19 protein-coding genes are annotated in these 17,477 nt (G+C 41.1%); 4 read left to right on the top strand and 15 right to left on the bottom strand.

What is annotated here, in order from left to right:
- Nucleotides 1-87: 87 nt before the first annotated feature.
- Complete coding sequence (locus UB51_RS05050) at nt 88-1,212, bottom strand: M20/M25/M40 family metallo-hydrolase (protein WP_044876364.1); 1,125 nt, start codon at nt 1,210-1,212, stop codon at nt 88-90.
- Between the two features lie 68 nt (nt 1,213-1,280).
- Here UB51_RS05050 and prli42 point away from each other — a divergent pair, with 68 nt between their 5' ends.
- Complete coding sequence (gene prli42, locus UB51_RS27585; protein WP_144406955.1) at nt 1,281-1,373, top strand: stressosome-associated protein Prli42; 93 nt, start codon at nt 1,281-1,283, stop codon at nt 1,371-1,373.
- 29 nt (nt 1,374-1,402) lie between these two features.
- Here prli42 and lipB read toward each other — a convergent pair whose 3' ends face one another.
- From lipB to lpdA, 5 genes are all read right to left on the bottom strand, one after another.
- Complete coding sequence (gene lipB / locus UB51_RS05045; protein ID WP_044876363.1) at nt 1,403-2,107, bottom strand: lipoyl(octanoyl) transferase LipB; 705 nt, start codon at nt 2,105-2,107, stop codon at nt 1,403-1,405.
- A 66-nt stretch (nt 2,108-2,173) separates the two neighbouring features.
- Nucleotides 2,174-3,547 carry a dihydrolipoamide acetyltransferase family protein gene (locus tag UB51_RS05040; RefSeq protein WP_044876362.1) on the bottom strand — a complete coding sequence of 458 codons (1,374 nt, stop codon included), beginning with the start codon at nt 3,545-3,547 and terminating at the stop codon, nt 2,174-2,176.
- A 19-nt stretch (nt 3,548-3,566) separates the two neighbouring features.
- Complete coding sequence (locus UB51_RS05035) at nt 3,567-4,553, bottom strand: alpha-ketoacid dehydrogenase subunit beta (protein ID WP_044876361.1); 987 nt, start codon at nt 4,551-4,553, stop codon at nt 3,567-3,569.
- Nucleotides 4,544-5,620, bottom strand: coding sequence for a thiamine pyrophosphate-dependent dehydrogenase E1 component subunit alpha (locus UB51_RS05030; protein WP_044876360.1), 1,077 nt, complete (start codon nt 5,618-5,620; stop codon nt 4,544-4,546). The genes UB51_RS05035 and UB51_RS05030 overlap by 10 nt, the downstream gene beginning before the upstream one ends.
- A gap of 154 nt (nt 5,621-5,774) precedes the next feature.
- Nucleotides 5,775-7,196, bottom strand: coding sequence for a dihydrolipoyl dehydrogenase (lpdA, locus tag UB51_RS05025; RefSeq protein WP_044876359.1), 1,422 nt, complete (start codon nt 7,194-7,196; stop codon nt 5,775-5,777).
- Between the two features lie 151 nt (nt 7,197-7,347).
- Between lpdA and UB51_RS05020 the strand changes: the two genes are divergently transcribed.
- Complete coding sequence (locus UB51_RS05020) at nt 7,348-7,653, top strand: DUF2627 domain-containing protein (RefSeq protein WP_044876358.1); 306 nt, start codon at nt 7,348-7,350, stop codon at nt 7,651-7,653.
- Between the two features lie 130 nt (nt 7,654-7,783).
- On the opposite strand, the gene UB51_RS05015 is transcribed toward UB51_RS05020, so the two are convergent.
- Together UB51_RS05015 and UB51_RS05010 are read right to left on the bottom strand one after the other, a co-directional pair.
- Nucleotides 7,784-8,080: a hypothetical protein gene (locus tag UB51_RS05015; RefSeq protein ID WP_044876357.1), complete on the bottom strand. Its 297-nt coding sequence runs from the start codon at nt 8,078-8,080 to the stop codon at nt 7,784-7,786.
- 94 nt (nt 8,081-8,174) lie between these two features.
- Nucleotides 8,175-8,387, bottom strand: coding sequence for a hypothetical protein (locus tag UB51_RS05010; RefSeq protein ID WP_044876356.1), 213 nt, complete (start codon nt 8,385-8,387; stop codon nt 8,175-8,177).
- A 184-nt stretch (nt 8,388-8,571) separates the two neighbouring features.
- Between UB51_RS05010 and UB51_RS05005 the strand changes: the two genes are divergently transcribed.
- Together UB51_RS05005 and UB51_RS05000 are read left to right on the top strand one after the other, a co-directional pair.
- Entirely contained in the window at nt 8,572-9,141 is a 570-nt protein-coding gene (locus UB51_RS05005; protein ID WP_044876355.1) for a thymidine kinase, read from the top strand.
- A gap of 55 nt (nt 9,142-9,196) precedes the next feature.
- The gene (locus UB51_RS05000) at nt 9,197-9,928 is read left to right on the top strand and encodes a ZIP family metal transporter (protein WP_044876354.1); all 732 of its coding nucleotides are present in this window, start codon (nt 9,197-9,199) and stop codon (nt 9,926-9,928) included.
- Nucleotides 9,929-9,955: 27 nt separating this feature from the next.
- On the opposite strand, the gene UB51_RS04995 is transcribed toward UB51_RS05000, so the two are convergent.
- The 7 genes from UB51_RS04995 to ahrC all read right to left on the bottom strand — a co-directional run bounded on the left by UB51_RS04995 (nt 9,956) and on the right by ahrC (nt 17,466).
- Nucleotides 9,956-10,795 carry a stalk domain-containing protein gene (locus tag UB51_RS04995; protein WP_044876353.1) on the bottom strand — a complete coding sequence of 280 codons (840 nt, stop codon included), beginning with the start codon at nt 10,793-10,795 and terminating at the stop codon, nt 9,956-9,958.
- Between the two features lie 250 nt (nt 10,796-11,045).
- Nucleotides 11,046-11,336 carry a MazG nucleotide pyrophosphohydrolase domain-containing protein gene (locus UB51_RS04990; RefSeq protein WP_044876352.1) on the bottom strand — a complete coding sequence of 97 codons (291 nt, stop codon included), beginning with the start codon at nt 11,334-11,336 and terminating at the stop codon, nt 11,046-11,048.
- A 32-nt stretch (nt 11,337-11,368) separates the two neighbouring features.
- The gene (locus tag UB51_RS04985; protein WP_044876351.1) at nt 11,369-11,797 is read right to left on the bottom strand and encodes a DUF1801 domain-containing protein; all 429 of its coding nucleotides are present in this window, start codon (nt 11,795-11,797) and stop codon (nt 11,369-11,371) included.
- Between the two features lie 986 nt (nt 11,798-12,783).
- Nucleotides 12,784-13,587: a sporulation transcription factor Spo0A gene (gene spo0A / locus UB51_RS04980; RefSeq protein ID WP_044876350.1), complete on the bottom strand. Its 804-nt coding sequence runs from the start codon at nt 13,585-13,587 to the stop codon at nt 12,784-12,786.
- Between the two features lie 221 nt (nt 13,588-13,808).
- Nucleotides 13,809-15,140, bottom strand: coding sequence for a SpoIVB peptidase (gene spoIVB, locus UB51_RS04975; RefSeq protein WP_044876349.1), 1,332 nt, complete (start codon nt 15,138-15,140; stop codon nt 13,809-13,811).
- Nucleotides 15,141-15,257: 117 nt separating this feature from the next.
- The gene (recN, locus tag UB51_RS04970; protein WP_044876348.1) at nt 15,258-16,982 is read right to left on the bottom strand and encodes a DNA repair protein RecN; all 1,725 of its coding nucleotides are present in this window, start codon (nt 16,980-16,982) and stop codon (nt 15,258-15,260) included.
- Nucleotides 16,983-17,016: 34 nt separating this feature from the next.
- Nucleotides 17,017-17,466, bottom strand: coding sequence for a transcriptional regulator AhrC/ArgR (gene ahrC, locus UB51_RS04965; protein WP_044876347.1), 450 nt, complete (start codon nt 17,464-17,466; stop codon nt 17,017-17,019).
- Nucleotides 17,467-17,477: the final 11 nt, after the last annotated feature.

The following is a 17,477-nucleotide window of genomic DNA, read 5'->3' as shown; positions in this document are numbered from 1 at the left end:
CATTGTGTTCTCATTTATTCACAAGAACCCGGACTCCATCCAACATCTGGGTCCGGGTTACATTTTATCAGAACTGAATTATTCTTTCTATTTAGCAGATTCCTGAATGATTGCAACAACCACTTCAGCGGCTTTTGCCATATCTGCGGCTTTGATCCGTTCTTTCGTCGTATGAATATCTTCATAGCCAAGTGCTAAATTCACGGTAGGAATACCAAATCCGTTAAAGATATTAGCGTCGCTACCCCCACCAGAATGGAATAGACGACTAGTCAATCCCAAGCTTGTAATGGCGCGCTCTGCAAGCTGTACAACAGCATCGTTCTCATTAAAGTTAAAAGCAGGATATACAATCTCGCCCAGAAATTCACACTGCGCTCCACATTCACGAGCTGTGGTCTCAAGCGCTTCTCTCATATCTGCAATTTGTTTATCTACTTTTTCTTGTACGATACTCCGTGCTTCTGCGTCCAATTCTACGTAATCACAAACAATATTCGTAGCCCCACCGCCAGAGAATTTACCAATATTCGCTGTCGTCTCATGGTCAATTCTACCCAAGCTCATACGCGCTATCGCTTTGGAAGCTACTTGAATAGCACTAATTCCATCTTCTGGATTTACGCCGGCATGAGCAGATTTACCTGTGATACTCATCTTGATTTTGGCTTGCGTAGGAGCTGCTACAGCTATTGCACCAATCTCACCATTTGAATCCAACGCGTATCCGAATTCGGCATCCATATTTGATGGATCGAAAGATCGTGCACCCTTAAGCCCCGACTCTTCACCCGCTGTAATAATAAATTGAACCTGACCATGAGGGATCTTTTGCTCTTGAATTACGCGAATCGCTTCCAAAAGAGCAGCAATACCCGCCTTATCATCCGCGCCAAGAATAGTTGTACCATCACTAGTAATCCATCCATCTTCATGCAGGGTAGGTTTAATGCCCTTACCCGGTGTAACAGTATCCATATGACAGGTAAAGAAGATATGCGGAGCATTATTTAATTGATCCGCTTCCCAAGTAATGATCAAATTACCTGCACCGTGACCCGTAAGCTTGTGACTATCATCTTCAACAACATGAAGCCCAAGCTCACTAAATTTTCTCTTAAGGACTACTGCGATTTCTTGCTCTTGCATGGTCTCGCTGTCTATTTGAACTAATTCCATAAATTCTTTAACAATTCGCTCTTGTGAAATCAATAGACTTCCCTCTCTCTCGTAGATACGTTACAATAAGATAAATTAAAACAATCATAAAGGAGTTACTTATGCAACGTAAAAAATGGTTTCGTGTCGTTATTTACCTCATGTTAATAGCCATGTTAGGTTCTTCACTACTCATGGTGTTCCAACTTTTTTAGCCCGTTAATTAACGGGCTTTTTTTTATGCTTAGCTCACATCTATATCACTATGAATAAACTGCCCTTCATATTGATCAAATACTTGGGTAAATAAAGGAATAATCTCCTCTGCTACTTGCCTCATTGTGAACTGTTTACCTGTACAATCCTCTAACGAAGTCACTCCGAAACTATCTATTCCACAAGGAATAATACCTTGAAATCCTTCATCTTGAATACCGGATTTAACATTAAAGGCAAAACCATGACTTGTAACAAAACCTCTTTGCTTTCGGCATTTATTAAATTTTACGCCTATCGCACAAATTTTGAGATCCCCGATCCATACCCCCGTGTATTTCGGCTTACGTACAGCCTCAATACCATACTGAGCGAGATAATTCATGATCACCTGTTCTAGACTCCGCAAATACCCATGTAGATCCAAACCCATTTGTCCATCTAGTAGCAACAAAGGATAACCCACCAACTGCCCAGGTCCATGATATGTAATATCTCCTCCGCGGTCAATTTCAAATAATTGAATACCACGTTCTTGTAATTGCTCTTTACTTAGAAGAAGATGCTCTGGATGTCGTTGTGAGCCCACTGTATATGTCGGTGGATGCTGTAAGAGCAGCAGACTTTCCTGCTGCTCTCCTTGATCAATACGACGTACTAACTCTTTTTGTAAATCCCAAGCCTCGCCATAGTCCACCATCGGTGTATAAGATATCTCAAGTATTCTGCGCATTGCAGGTCCCGCCTTTTCTTAATGAAGAATTAACCCTCTGCTTATGGCTATTCAAATATAGCGATCTTAATACACTTTCGTATCTAGTGTATAACTTTCCAAATTCTCCTTCACACGCTGTAGGAATCGCCCACAAATAACGCCATCCAGAATACGATGATCCAAAGATAAACAAAGATTAGCCATGGAACGAACCGCAATCATATCATTAATAACAACAGGCCTTTTCACAATCGATTCGAAGGTCAATATAGCAGCTTGTGGATAATTAATGATTGGGTAGGACAACACAGAGCCGAAAGAACCCGTATTGTTTACGGTAAACGTTCCACCTTGCATATCATCAAGCTTTAATTTACCTTGCCGTGTCTTGGTCGCTAATTCTTCAATTTCTCTTGCAAGACCGGCAATATTTTTCTGGTCTGCTTTTTTAATAACCGGGGTCATAACCGTATCTTCTGTACCTACGGCAAGCGCAATATTAATATCACGTTTGACGATAATCTTATCGACACCCCAGACAGAGTTCATAATAGGGTAATCTTTAATGGCATTTACAACAGCCTTTATCAAAAAGGCAAGATACGTTAAATTAAAGCCTTCATTTCGCTTGAATTCATCTTTTATCTTATTGCGAAGTAGCACCAAGTTAGTGAGATCGACCTCTATCATCGTCCACGCATGTGGAATTTCTGACACACTTTGCCGCATCCTAGTAGCAATTGTATTACGGACAGGAGTAATATCGATCATCGTATCCGCTCTTCCTTGCTGGCTTGCCACAACGTTATTCGGGATTTGTGGACTTTCATTAAAGTGAAGTCCTGAATTCCGTGGTGCTGCAGCGTGTTTCTCCACGTATTGTTCCGGCGTGACTGATGGATTAGTATTTTGCATTCCTTGGAACGGTGAACCTGAGTTTGTGTTATGTGCTGAAGATTGGGAAGAAGGTGTTACTTGTCTTGTAGAACCTTGCTCTATAAAGGTCAAAACATCTTTACGAGTAATACGTCCCCCCATTCCCGTACCCGGTATATCAGCTAAATTCAATTGATGCTCAAGCGCTAGACTTTGAACAGCGGGAGAATACCTAGCACGCATCGAATGGTCTGCTCCCGTCGAAGGGTCATTCTGAGCTGTTGCATTCGACATTGAAGCCGGTGCTGTATCTCCAGATACTTCATCCGTTGCATTTACTACAATGCTACAAATGATCTGACCTACATCTATAGTCTGACCTTCTTGCGCAATCAGCTCACCCATAATTCCATCCACGGTAGACGGAATTTCGGCATTCACTTTATCTGTAATCACTTCACAGATCGGGTCGTATTGCTCTATGACATCTCCCGGTTTCTTAAGCCATTTGCCGATCGTTGCAGATACGAGTGATTCGGCAAGCTGCGGCATAAACACATCGATTTTTTTCTGATTAGACATATTCTCACTCCTCAGCTTCCTAGTAGTTCGCCAACTCAATCATCGCTTTTTTTACTTTATCTTTACTTAGCATGAAGAATTTCTCCATTGGTGGACTGATCGGCATTGCAGGAACATCCGGACTACAGAGTCTCGTAATCGGAGCATCTAGATCATACAAGCATTCCTCAGAGATGATCGCTGACACCTCTGCCCCAACTCCACCTGTCTTATTATCTTCATGAACAATTAACACTTTACCTGTCTTCTTTACTGCCGCAATAATAGCATCTCGATCCAGTGGCTGGAGCGTACGAAGGTCTAGAATATGAGCTGTAATACCGGACTCCTTCTCGATCTCCTCTGCAGCTTGCATACAGAAATGCAGTGGCATACTATAACCAATGATCGTAATATCTTCCCCTTCGCGCAGCACATTCGCCTGGCCAAGTGGAACGATATAGTCATCTAAAGGAACATCTTCTTTAATCAATTTATAGCATTTCTTATTCTCGAAGAAGAGAACCGGATCAGGATCGCGAATAGCAGCCTTGAGCAATCCCTTCGCATCATATGCCGAATAGGGAGCAACAATCTTAAGTCCCGGTGTACCGAAGAAGATTGATTCTGGACATTGGGAATGGTACAACCCACCGAATATACCGCCACCAATAGGAGCTCTAACCACAATCGGACAGTTCCAGTCATTGTTCGAACGATAGCGAATTTTGGCTGCTTCACTAATGATCTGGTTCGTTGCAGGTAACATAAAATCAGAGTACTGCATTTCAGCGATCGGCTTCATACCATACATAGCAGCGCCAATAGCTACTCCCGCAATCGCGGACTCTGCAAGCGGTGTATCCATGACACGCATCTCACCGAACTCATCTAACAGCCCTTTAGTAGTTGTAAACACGCCACCTTTAACACCAACGTCCTCACCTAATACAAATACGTTCTCGTCACGTTCCATCTCTTCTTTAATAGCTAGTCGAATCGCATCAATATATTCCATTACTGCCATGATTTCGCCTCCTCATCGTTTTCATTAGGAGAACTAGCACCATATGAATCAGCTTCGGGATTAGCATACACATGCAGAAGTGTATCCTCTGGTTTCGGGAATGGCGCACGATCTGCATATTCCGTAGCTTCCTTAATCTCCATATTGATCTGAACAACTAAGTCCGCATCCTGCTCCTCATTCCAAATCCCAAGATTGATGAGATACATCTTCATGCGAGCTACGCCATCTTTCTTCCAGTTCTCATCCACTTCTTCTTGAGTCCGGTATGCCAGATCATTATCAGAGGTCGAATGGGGCGAAAGTCGGTACATCATAGCTTCGATCAGCGTAGGTCCTTCGCCGCGGACTGCGCGCTCTCTAGCTTCTTTTACCACACGATAGACTTCAAGTGCATCATTACCATCTACCCGAATACCTGGGAATCCATACCCGAGAGCACGATCGCTAATTTTGCCACTAATCTGCTTGTGAAGAGGAACCGAAATTGCATATTGATTGTTCTCACACATTAGAATGACAGGTAGTTTATGTACGCCTGCAAAGTTACAACCTTCATGAAAGTCCCCCTGGTTACTGGATCCTTCCCCAAAGGTAACAAACGATACAAAGTCTTTCTTTTTCATCTTGGCAGCAAGCGCTAACCCTACAGCATGCGGCACTTGCGTCGTAACGGGACTTGAACCTGTCACGATCCGAAGACGTTTGCTTCCAAAATGTCCTGGCATTTGTCGTCCACCACTATTCGGATCTTCCGCTTTTGCAAAAGCCGATAGCATTAACTCACGAGGAGTCATACCCACAGCAAGAACAAATCCATAATCACGATAATAAGGAAGATAATAATCCTTCTCGCGATCAAGGGCAAAAGCTGCCGCCACTTGAGCCGTCTCCTGACCTACACCAGACACGTGAAAGTTGATTTTTCCTGCCCGTTGCAATAATAAGTTACGCTCATCAAACTTCCGTGCAAGTAGCATATATCTGTACATATCAATCACTTGTCCATCACTTAGTCCAAGTTTCTCATGTTGGTTTACCTTCGTAGTATTATTATTATCATTCATGGGAGATACCTCCTTATTCATAGCGCCTTTCCCCTTCTCTGATCTGATCTTAAAACCAGGTACTAAGACTAGACTTAACCCTATTATAATCCCTTTTCCCCAAAAAAGAAAAGCCCATATGTTGAAACGAGCTCTTTTTCAACCATTCTCAGGTCTACATTCCTATCGCTTTGCCATCTACAGCAAGCATCGCCTCGCCCATAATTTCTGATAAGGTAGGATGAGGATGAATCATCTGGCTAACTTCCCAAGGTGTTGCATCAAGAATCTGCGCTAAGGCCGCTTCACTAATAAGATCCGTAACATGAACACCGATCATATGCACACCAAGAATATCGTTCGTGTTATTATCTGCAATAACTTTAACGAACCCCTCTTTACTTCCTTGTACTAAGGATTTACCTATTGCTTGAAAAGGAAACTTCCCTACTCTCACATCATATCCTAACTCCCGTGACTCTTTCTCAGTGTAACCAACACTCGCTACTTCGGGTCTCGTGTATACGCATCGTGGTATGAGATGAGATGGATACACTTGTACCGTTTCACCTGCTAGATGGTTCACAGCAGCAATTCCTTCGTAGCTTGCAACATGAGCTAGTTGTAAGCCACCAATAACGTCACCAATCGCATAAATATGCGCTTCCCCCGTCTGCATGAAAGAGTTAACGGCAATGAATCCACGCTCAGTCCGAACATCCGTATTTTCAATTCCGATATTCTCCACATTCGCTTGTCTCCCAATCGATACAAGTAACTGATCAGCCTCAAGGCTCTGTTGCTCATCTCCCATTTTCACTTCTATGGAAATATGCCCATCCTGAATCACATATGTATCTGCAAGCACCTGTCCACCTGTTATCACTTTAATCCCGCGACGAGTAAATATTGTGTGAAGTTCGCGCGCGATGTCTTCATCTTCAAGAGGTAGTAATTGATTCGCAGCTTCCACGATCGTGACTTCCACTCCGAAATCATTCAGCATCGAAGCCCACTCCACACCAATAACCCCGCCACCTACGATAACTATAGATTTCGGTAATTGCTCCATGACTAAAGCTTCATCACTACTTAAAATATGGATTCCATCTGGTTCTAGCCCCGGTAATATACGCGGTCTTGAGCCCGTGGCAATAATCAGATTGGTTGCAATCACAGTCTCCATCTCGCCATCGGACAACTCTACTGCCACTGCACCACTTTTTGGCGAGAAAATAGATGGACCTGTCACGCGTCCCTTACCGTAGAGTACTTTTATTTTATTTTTACGCATGAGATATTGCACACCTTGATGCAATTGCTCCACGATCTCCGTCTTTCGTTGCTGTACTTTAGGAAATACTAATGTTGCTCCACTCGTCTCAATACCATAACTTTCGCTATCTTTAATTTCAGCATATACTTCTGCACTACGTAACAAAGACTTACTAGGAATGCAGCCTCGGTGCAGACATGTTCCACCAAGCTTGTCCTCTTCTATAATAACGACATCTTTGCCGAGTTGAGCAGCGCGAATAGCCGCTACATAACCCCCAGTCCCCCCACCAAGCACTGCAACATCACAAGTAATAGACATAAACAACCTCCACGAATTCATTTTTCTAATTATATTGTACTCTCTTTTGCCTGCATTACAAATGTTTGGACACTTCACAAATGGACAGACAAACACGAACACGTTATGATACAAGTAGATCAACATTTCAACCATAGGAAGGATTTCAGCTATGAAATTACTTATTACCCGCTTCATTGCCATAATCATTCTAGTTGTTCCAGGTCTAATGGCGATGGTCGGATTTCTGATGATGAAAGATTCTATATATAACTACGTTGTGGTCCATGGAGATGACACGATCACCAACCCCACCTTTCAATGGCTCCATTTTGGAGGAGGATTACTCCTCTTTGCTGCAGGCATGGCCTTCCTTGGGGGATGGATATTATCCCGCGATCGTAAACGTAATTATGTTGGCCCACGCTTTAAGCAAAAACGTAAACCCCAAGAATCTAAGTCACCTATACAACCATAGTAATAATTACAGCTCAACATCGAACAACCCGGCGTAGCGTGGTCGTACCCCTCTCAACAAACAGGGCAACCGTCCAGCACGAACTCGGGTTTTTTTGTATGATTATCAGTCGTTCCACTATGAACTTATTTCAATCAGGGCCACTTATAATCACATCAAATGCATCTTCTTCTTCTAAATTCATATTGGGTTGCTTAAAGACGGGTAATCCCGTTATCACATCACCAGTCAGAACAACTTTCACTTCATTATCACGGTTATATAGAACAGATTCGATCTCAAAAAAACCAGACAGTAATGCCGCAGCAACAGCTATCTGCTGAGGTGATAAAGAGGTCTGAGTACGGTTAGGTGAAGCAGGTTTTTCTACTTTTCCTGATAAGCGTGGTACTTTATTAGATGTCTTTCTATTGGAACGTCGTGCCATATGATCTCACCTCTCGCCGAAAAGACCTCTTTCTATAGCATATAGTGCAAGATCACAATCGGTGTAAAAACACTGCAATTATTTACCGATTCGTCTATTCCATGAGAGCATCTCTAAGTTTAGTGGACATCCTAGACTCTTTGGAATTAGATTTCAATACGGCTTTCCTCAGGGAAAGATTCTGCTGATAACACTTTTCCAAATCCTCCATGAGATTGTTCAGTAACACCAGCATGCTTGGGTCCTGATTCCCTTGATTCTCTATAGCCGCAATCAGCTCTTTATAATGCTCTATCGTATCATTCATTGTTTATTCCTCCATTATGCTTAACTTGACCTTATCCACCATAACACTACAAGGACAGGAACTTCAATGATAAAGACGAACCCTCATAAACTTTAGTTCATTCTATTTAGGTATTGTTTATGTCAATTGAATTTTGTTATTATGAAGAAATGACAAAAAACAGGTTTGAAAGGAAGATGAAACCTTGGCACAATTATTTTTCAAATACGGGGCTATGAACAGTGGTAAATCCATTGAAATTCTAAAAGTGGCTCACAATTATGAGGAACAGAACAAACATGTATTAATTTTCACTTCAGCCATGGATAATCGAGATGAGGTCGGTTATGTTTCTTCTAGAATTGGCCTTAGACGCGAAGCAATTCCTATATATCAAGATACGGACATTTTTAGCGTCGTTAAGAAATATCAACCTAAACCTTCATGTGTACTAGTGGATGAATGCCAATTCATGAATCAAGAGGGGATTCAGCAACTTGTTCGCATTGTGGATGAACTTGATGTACCCGTCATGGGATTTGGGCTAAAAAATGATTTTCAAAATAATCTTTTTGAAGGTAGCAAGCATATGCTAATCTATGCGGACAAAATAGAAGAATTGAAAACGATATGTTGGTTCTGTGAACGGAAAGCGACAATGACCTTACGTGTTAAGGATGGTAGACCTATTTATACCGGAGAACAAATCCAGATTGGTGGGAATGAAGCCTACTACCCTGTATGCCGTAAATGTCACGCTAATCCCACACTATAAGGAATATTCACATATTACCTGATCTTAACCCTTGAACTAACAAAGGAGTTTTCATGTGGAAACAGCTATACTTGGAAGTTTTATATCTGCTATGGCTACAGTGTTAGGCGCAGTCCCTCTTTTGTTTGTGAAGAGTCTTTCAGAGAAATGGAAAGACATTCTTATCGCCTTCACAGCAGGAATCATGGTCTCAGCCTGCACGTTTGGACTTATGCCGCAAGCATTGAATGAATCTGGCATTTGGGTGTTAACGATCGGTTTCATGATGGGAATCGTCGTGTTAGACCTCATTGAAAAAAACATCCCGCATATCGATGTAGAGAACGATTCAGGTATTAGCACCTTTGATTCCAAATCACTGCTAGTCATTATCGCCCTCTTTATTCATAACATTCCTGAGGGACTGAGTACAGGATTTAGCTTCGCTAGTGAGAATGAGAGTCTTGGTCTTATGGTTGCGATATCCATTGGAGCTCAGAATATGCCAGAGGGACTCATACTTGCCGTGTTTCTTCTCAACTCTAATGTAACGAAGCTGAATGCCTTCCTTCTCGTTGCTGTAACCGGATTTATGGAAGTTATTTCAGCCATTGTTGGTTACTTCGCTGCCAGCTATATCGAGTCGTTAATTGGCTACGGATTAGCCTTTGCTGCCGGTGCCATGATGTTCATCGTTTATAAAGAATTGATTCCTGAAAGTCATAGCCATGGCTATGAAAGACCCTCTACCTATTCATTTATTATCGGTCTACTTATTATGGTATATATCAGTTACATATTCGGATAAACACGAATAGACTAGTGCAATACAGCACTAGTCTTCATATGGAATAAAAGAGGCCGTTCCCCCTTGTAGAACATTATCCTTGAACACATACTGAACCTGTAACTCACCAGCATAATCCGAGAACAATCTAGGAACAGCTGTCGTTGCCTTCAGTGTGTTGTTCTCCACCTTATAGCTAATGATACTGCCAACTTCAATTTTCTGGTTTCCATCCTTATATACAGCGCTTACTTCAGCATCCGGAATGAGTATATGTTGCTTATTTAGATCAAATTCAATGCCTTTAGCTGTCAAATTCCCCTCACTAAACTGCTTACTAAATACGGATAAAGCATTCTCAGTATGAATTTCATGTCCTGTATTTCCTTCCAATACTCGAACTTCACTTTGATAAACCCCGGTACCATAACCTGTAGTTAGGATAATCACGATCTCGTTCTTACCATCCCCATTTACATCAGCTAATAAGATCTCTGGAGCGTAGGAAGGATTGATAACATTGTAACTTCCGAGTAAATTCCGGCTGAAATTTTCCGTTACAAGCGTCAAATGCTCATAAATGCCATTCTCCCCCTGATCAGCGGTAACTTTCATTTCTCCTGATTCTGATTCAGCAATGGTCACATGTTGGATATTCTTTATATTTACGTTCTTAGAATTCTTGTCATACGTTGTTTCCTTACCAAACACATCCGATATAACGCTAAGAGGGACCATAACTCGTCCATTCATAATTTGTGGAGGGACCTCAGTATAATGTTCCGTATCATTGATCATTAATTTTATTGGATTAGAAGCGAAAGCCATCACAGAAGTCCCAAATAATACGCACGCAGCAGTCGTAACAATAAACCATTTTCTTTTCAAGGATGACTCACCTTCTTTATTTGTAGTGGTTTGTTCCCTCCTATCGTATGCTTAATTTAGCAATATTTCCAGAAAAAAGTTTGTAACTATTCTAACAAAATGTTACAGAGTCATTATTTCATGTGTTTTGGTAGAAAAAAGGGTAAAAACGCACAAAAAAGCATGACAAATGACCATGCTTAACTGAGTTTGTATTGAATAATAGAAATGACTTACTGGGTAGTGTTAATGGTCTCCTATAAACCTAACCCTACCTCCAAGTTCTTTTATCATTAATCTCCATCTTCTTTTTGAAGGCTTGGTCTAAATCAATGTTAAGCTTATTCGCTAAGTCAAAGATATTCCATACCACATCATACATCTCCAATCCCAAATTCTCTTTCGTTTCAGTATCTGGATTGAAGGAGACCGTCAAAACCTCCTTAGACAACTCACCTACTTCCGTCATTAGGTACAACATCCTTTGCTCAATAGAACTCTTGTCGAACCCTTTAACTTTACTGAACTCACTTACATAAAGTTGAAACTCAGATGTATTCATCGCCATACCCCTCGCTATTATTTAAGAACATTTCAGTTGTGATTATTTGGATAGGTTCCATTCAAGAAAATGACAGACTGGTTAATTAACTCTTGTAAAACATCAACATTGATATCAGCTACCTTATTGATGTACACACATGCCTTTCCTGTCGTATGTTTACCAAAATCCTTTAACAACTCTTCTCGTTTTGTCTCACCTGTCGCAAAATATAAGCTTATTTTAGCTTTACGAGGTGAAAAACCAACCAGTGGTGCATCGCCTTCGTGACCGGAAGCATATTTATAATGGTATGCACCAAATCCAATAATACTCGGTCCCCACATTTTCGCTATATAACCTGTCGTTTCAGTAAAAATATCTAACAATCTATAGGCATCTTCGCGTTTTTTAAGGCTTTTAACATTTTCGATAAATTCAATAACACTGTTATCCGTTTCTTTTGTTTTTAGCTCATACATGATTAAATTTCCTCCCTCTTCTTAATCCTTACTCTTGTATATTACAAAAATAAATCCCAATAAACCAGAAAGGTTTATTGGGCAAGTATGAAGAGCTACTCAATCCATCCATTATAACTTCAATGTGATCCCAACGCGACAAAGGGTATATCTAAAAGATCAGAAATATTTCCCAGGGAATTGTTATTAATATAATGGCTATCTACAACTATATTCATGATGGTTACTTATCAAAGCTGGTCAACTTCTATTTGCATAAAACAGTCTTATGAGCATCGTCCCGCTTCATTAGATACAGTAAATTATACTCAAAAATGTTAAGTCCTGAGAATTCATATTCACCTTAAATTTATTCAACTCCTGTTTATAATGCCTTATTGTATAGCCGCTTAAGTTTCGTCTTTGAAGAAACAAGTCTAGACCCAATTCAAAGTCGATCTCCTCTACCCCTGCATCTGACTCTTTTGACAGCTCACTTCATTAGGCAACTTATTTGTTCTTCTCAAAAAAAAAATTCTCCTCTTAATAAACAAATAACCGACATCGCGTTTGAGTCGCGCTGACGGCTCGTTATACTGCTCTATTAGTTTCGTTAGTAATTCGCGTAGCCATTTTTACACTTATTTTCCTAGTTTGTGGCATATATCGCCTCATCTGAGTTATCCCCGCTTGAAACAAATTTTGTACCGATTTATTTTACGTATAAAATCGTAAACAGACACGAATTATAATATTTATTCGTAAAACGCAAAAAAGACGCTCCTCCGCTATACAACCGAAGAACGTCCACTTGTCTTTACTATTAAATTACGCTACTACTACCCTCAACTTAAACGTCCGACAAACTCGCTTATGTATCGAAGAAAATACTTTACAGTTATCGTTATGGAGGCATCACAGTTTATTGGAACCCCAACGTATCAACTTGCGTAAATTCACCGTTTCAGCTAAAGATTAGAAGGCGCTAAGTCAAGCGCATCAGGCGTTTACGACACCTTATGCTCAATTCTAAGCTTATCAGCCACCATCGCAATGAACTCCGAGTTCGTTGGCTTAGACTTGCTTATATTGATCGTGTAGCCGAACAGGTGGCTGATGGAGTCGATGTTGCCGCGTGTCCAAGCCACTTCAATGGCATGACGGATAGCACGCTCAACGCGGGATGGCGTTGTTTTGAATTTCTCGGCAATGGCTGGGTAGAGCGTTTTGGTAATGGCACCTAGAATTTCTATATTGTTATATACGATGGTGATGGCTTCACGCAAGTACTGATACCCTTTAATATGCGCTGGAACACCGATTTCATGTATGATGGACGTGATGTTGGCATCTAAATTTTTTCCTTTTCCTAATGGGACTACATTGGATCTATGATTGGACATAGACATGCTTGGTGAGTTCACGTTCTGTTGACCTACAAGCTGGCGAATACGATTGGCTAGTACTTCCATATCAAATGGCTTCAAGATGTAATACGAGGCACCCAATTGTACAGCACGTTGAGTAATGTTCTCTTGTCCGAAAGCCGTCAGCATGACAATCTTAGGTTGTGGGGATACATTCATTTCACGCAGACGCTCAAGCACACCGAGGCCATCCAAATGAGGCATAATAATATCCAAAATAAGTACATCCGGTGCCTTTCTGGATTCATTAATCATATTGAGCACTTCCTCGCCATTGTAAGCGATTCCTGTAACAACCATATCCTCTTGCCCCGAAATATATTCTGCAAGCAAATTCGTAAACTCTCGGTTATCATCAGCTAACAATACCTCAATTTTTTGCACTGTTTGGTTCCTCCTTAGATTTCTCTTGTTTTTTGGTGTTCATACCCATATCCTCATTTCATCTGCATGACATAGTTTTCGACATAGAAAATGAAATCCCTTCTGTCGAATATTATTTTTGTTTATTTTTTTATGACTTTAATTTATAATAAATATTTTTTTTCATTGTTAGACCTTTTTCGTGTAATAATGACAAAAATGAGAACAAAAAAATCCTAAGGCTAACTCGCCTTAAGATTTTTTTGTTCTGCATTTTTGGACATTATTCCTGAGTCCTGTAACATCCATTCAATAAAGCATCCATACCCTGACTTCGGATCATTCACGAATACATGCGTTACAGCACCTATTAATTTGCCATCTTGGATAATCGGACTACCACTCATACCCTGTACGATTCCACCTGTCTTGCTCAACAACTTTGGATCCGTAATTTTAAGTACAAGTCCTTTGGTTGCTGGGTTGTCCTGACGTGCGACATGAACGATACTAACATTGAAGCGTTCCACATGCTGACCATCTACAACTGTTAATATTTCTGCTGGTCCTTCTTTTACATCTTCTGCAAAAGCAATAGGTATTGGCTTATTATATAGGCCATGCTCAGGATTCTGTGACATTTTACCGAATATACCGAAGTGGGTATTATTCTCGATGTTACCTAGAACATTACTTTCTTTCAGGAAATGTGCTCTCTTTTCACCAGGCTCGCCTTCTTGGCTTTTGGAAATAGATGTAACGTTCGATTGAACAATTTCACCACTACCGACAACGATGGGCGTCTGGGTATTCATATCCGTTATAACATGTCCTAGTGCGCCATATACGCCTTGATCAGGGGCATAGAAGGTAAGCGTCCCTACACCTGCAGCAGAATCGCGTATATAGAGTCCTAGCCGCCAAGATTTTTCTTCACTATCATAAGCTGGTGTTAACTTTGTAGTCAGACTTTTATCTCCTCTTTTGAAGGAAATTTTAAGATCTTGCTTTTTCTTACCTGCTTCCTCCACCATCTTAGCGATCTTGCTAATATCAGTAAGTGGAACCCCATCCATGTGCGTCATCAAATCCCCTAACTGAATACCTGCTAGTTCACCTGGAGATACACGGGTATCTTGGTTCGCCTTGACTAAATGATGCCCTACCACTAAAATTCCTGCCGACTTCACTTTGACACCAATCGTTTGTCCACCTGGAATCACCTTCAAACCAGGTACAACTTGGATTCGTACCGTTTTGAATGGAATGGTACCGAATAATTTCAGCGTCAGTTTTGCTTTGCCACTATTCTGGGGGCTTAGCTTCAAAGGATGATTCGGGGACACTTGCATTGTTGAATTAGCTGAGCCATTGAGCTGGAGCACATCAGGCCTATCCACAGATGCTTGGGAGTACACTGGAACCGCGAGCTGAAGCTGAGACGTATGATCTGTAGACATTCTCAAATCATTCGGCAAAGCCGCATAACTCTTCACGGGTTCACTTGTGCCAAGAAAACATAAAAGAAAGGCAGTTAAAAGCCCAAACAATTTCTTCCTGAGGTTGGAGTTCAAGTGGCTGTCACACTCCCTTATGCTTCTTTCGCTTGACGAAAGGTGGTCGCCAATTGCGTACCTTTAAGATAACCCCGCCCTCATGCTTTTATTACTGTCAATCATTACTCCGAGTCCTCATCTGACAGCTTTTCTCGCCTCTGCCAGCTTCAACATTTCTTGGGCATGATGGAGTGTCTTTTCAGTAATTTCTACCCCGCCAAGCATACGTGCGAGTTCTTCAATTCTTCCCTGCTCAGATAAAGATTCTACACGGGTCATTGTGCGACCATTCGTGATATTCTTCTCAATTAAATATTGATGATCCGCCATACAAGCCACTTGTGGTAAGTGAGTTATCGAGAAAACTTGGCAGGAGTCCGACAATTTGAACAGCTTCTCAGCAATCGATTGCGCGGCTCTGCCACTTACCCCTGTATCCACTTCATCGAAGATAAGGACAGGTATACGATCGTGACGCGCAAATATGCTCTTCATAGCCAGCATGATTCTTGATAACTCCCCACCAGATGCAATTTTCCCGAGCGGTCTTAAAGGTTCGCCAGGGTTCGGGGATATCATGAATTCAACATTATCAATACCTTGCTTCGTTAATCTCACCTTATGCCCAGCTACATCATATCCCCTAGGATCTTCGAGTAATTCGAGCTTGACTTGTAATGAAGTTCGTTCCATTTGAAGGTCCTTTAATTCCCCTTCTACTTGTGCAGCTAGATCAGCCGAACACTGTTTCCGTGCTTCACTCAGTTCATGTGCAGATTGAAGTAAACTTGCCAGCATCCCATCCCGCTGTTTCTGTAGTTCTTCCAAACGCTCATCTTTATGTTCGAGCAGATCACTTTCCTGCTTAATGTTCTCATAATAAGATAGAATTTGTTCAATACTATCACCATATTTCCGCTTTAGTGTAATGATCATATCTAGTCTTTGCTCGATCTCTTCTAAGCGTTCAGGGTTAAATTCAATGTTCTCTCGATAATCCCTTAATTGAAACGTTACATCCTCCAACTGAAAATAAGCGGTCTGTAACTGATCTAGAATAGGCTTAAGTCCTTTTTCATCAAACCCAGCAACATCCTTCAGAACAGAAATAGCTGTACTTATCGAACTGATTCCACTTTGACCATACAAAATGTCGTATGATCCTGAAACGGAGTCCATCATTTTCTCACTAGAGGATAGCTTCACCCTTTCTTCGGCTAACCATTCATCTTCTTCCAATTTTAATTGCGCTGATGAAATTTCTTCAAGTTGAAAACGATACAAATCTAACATTTGATATGCTTTTTGACTTGTGCTTTGCAGTTCCCTTAGTTCTTTCTCCACTTTAGCAAAAGCCGAATACTTCTCCTTGTATTGCTGTTTAATCGATCCTATAATGTGCTCTCCATAGGTATCAAGCAAATGAAGATGCCGATCCGGTTTAAGCAAGCTTTGATGTTCATGCTGACCATGAATGTTGACTAACAATTCACCAACCTCACGTAGCATGCTTAAATTAACAAGTTGTCCATTAATACGTGATGTACTTTTGCCTGTAGCTGTAATTTCGCGTCTGATCACTAAATGTTCATCATGATTACCTTCAATACCAATTCTAACTAACGCATCCCACACTGGATGTCCCTGCCCCAGTTCAAACAAAGCCTCAATTTCAGCTTTGTCACAGTCATAGCGGATTAAATCAGCGGAACCCCTGCCACCAGCCAGCAGTCCCAGTGCATCGATTATAATCGACTTACCTGCACCCGTTTCTCCCGTAAGAACGTGAAAACCGGGATAAAAATGTACATCGACAGCTTCTACGACTGCTAGATTTCGAATAGCTAATGTTACAAGCATGAAAGATTCCTCTCCTCGGGCCGCTTTTAATATCTTATGAAATGAACCCCATAATTTGTTTCACTATAAACACGCTGTCCTCTTCTTCACGACAAATCATTAATATCGTATCATCCCCACAAATCGTACCCATCGTCTGATTCCATTCCATATTATCAAGCAGAACAGCTACGGAATTAGCTGTACCTGGTAAGCATTTGATCACAACCAAATTGTTCGTATAATCAATATGGACGAAATTATCCACAAGGGCTCGTTTTAGCTTCTGAATGGGATTATAACGTTGATCTGTAGGTAGCGAATACTTATATTTCCCATCGTCCATCGGCACTTTAATTAACAGTAGTTCCTTAATATCACGAGATACCGTTGCTTGTGTAACCTGAAATCCAGCTTGCCTTAAATTTTCCACGAGCTCATCCTGTGTCTCAATATCCTGATGTGTAATAATTTCACGTATTTTAATATGTCTTTGACCCTTCATAGTTGCCTCCT

Source organism: Paenibacillus sp. IHBB 10380, assembly GCF_000949425.1.
In the GTDB taxonomy this organism is placed as follows: domain Bacteria; phylum Bacillota; class Bacilli; order Paenibacillales; family Paenibacillaceae; genus Paenibacillus_AQ.
Note: the sequence above shows the minus strand (reverse complement) of the source record. Positions and strands in the feature narration are given on the sequence as shown.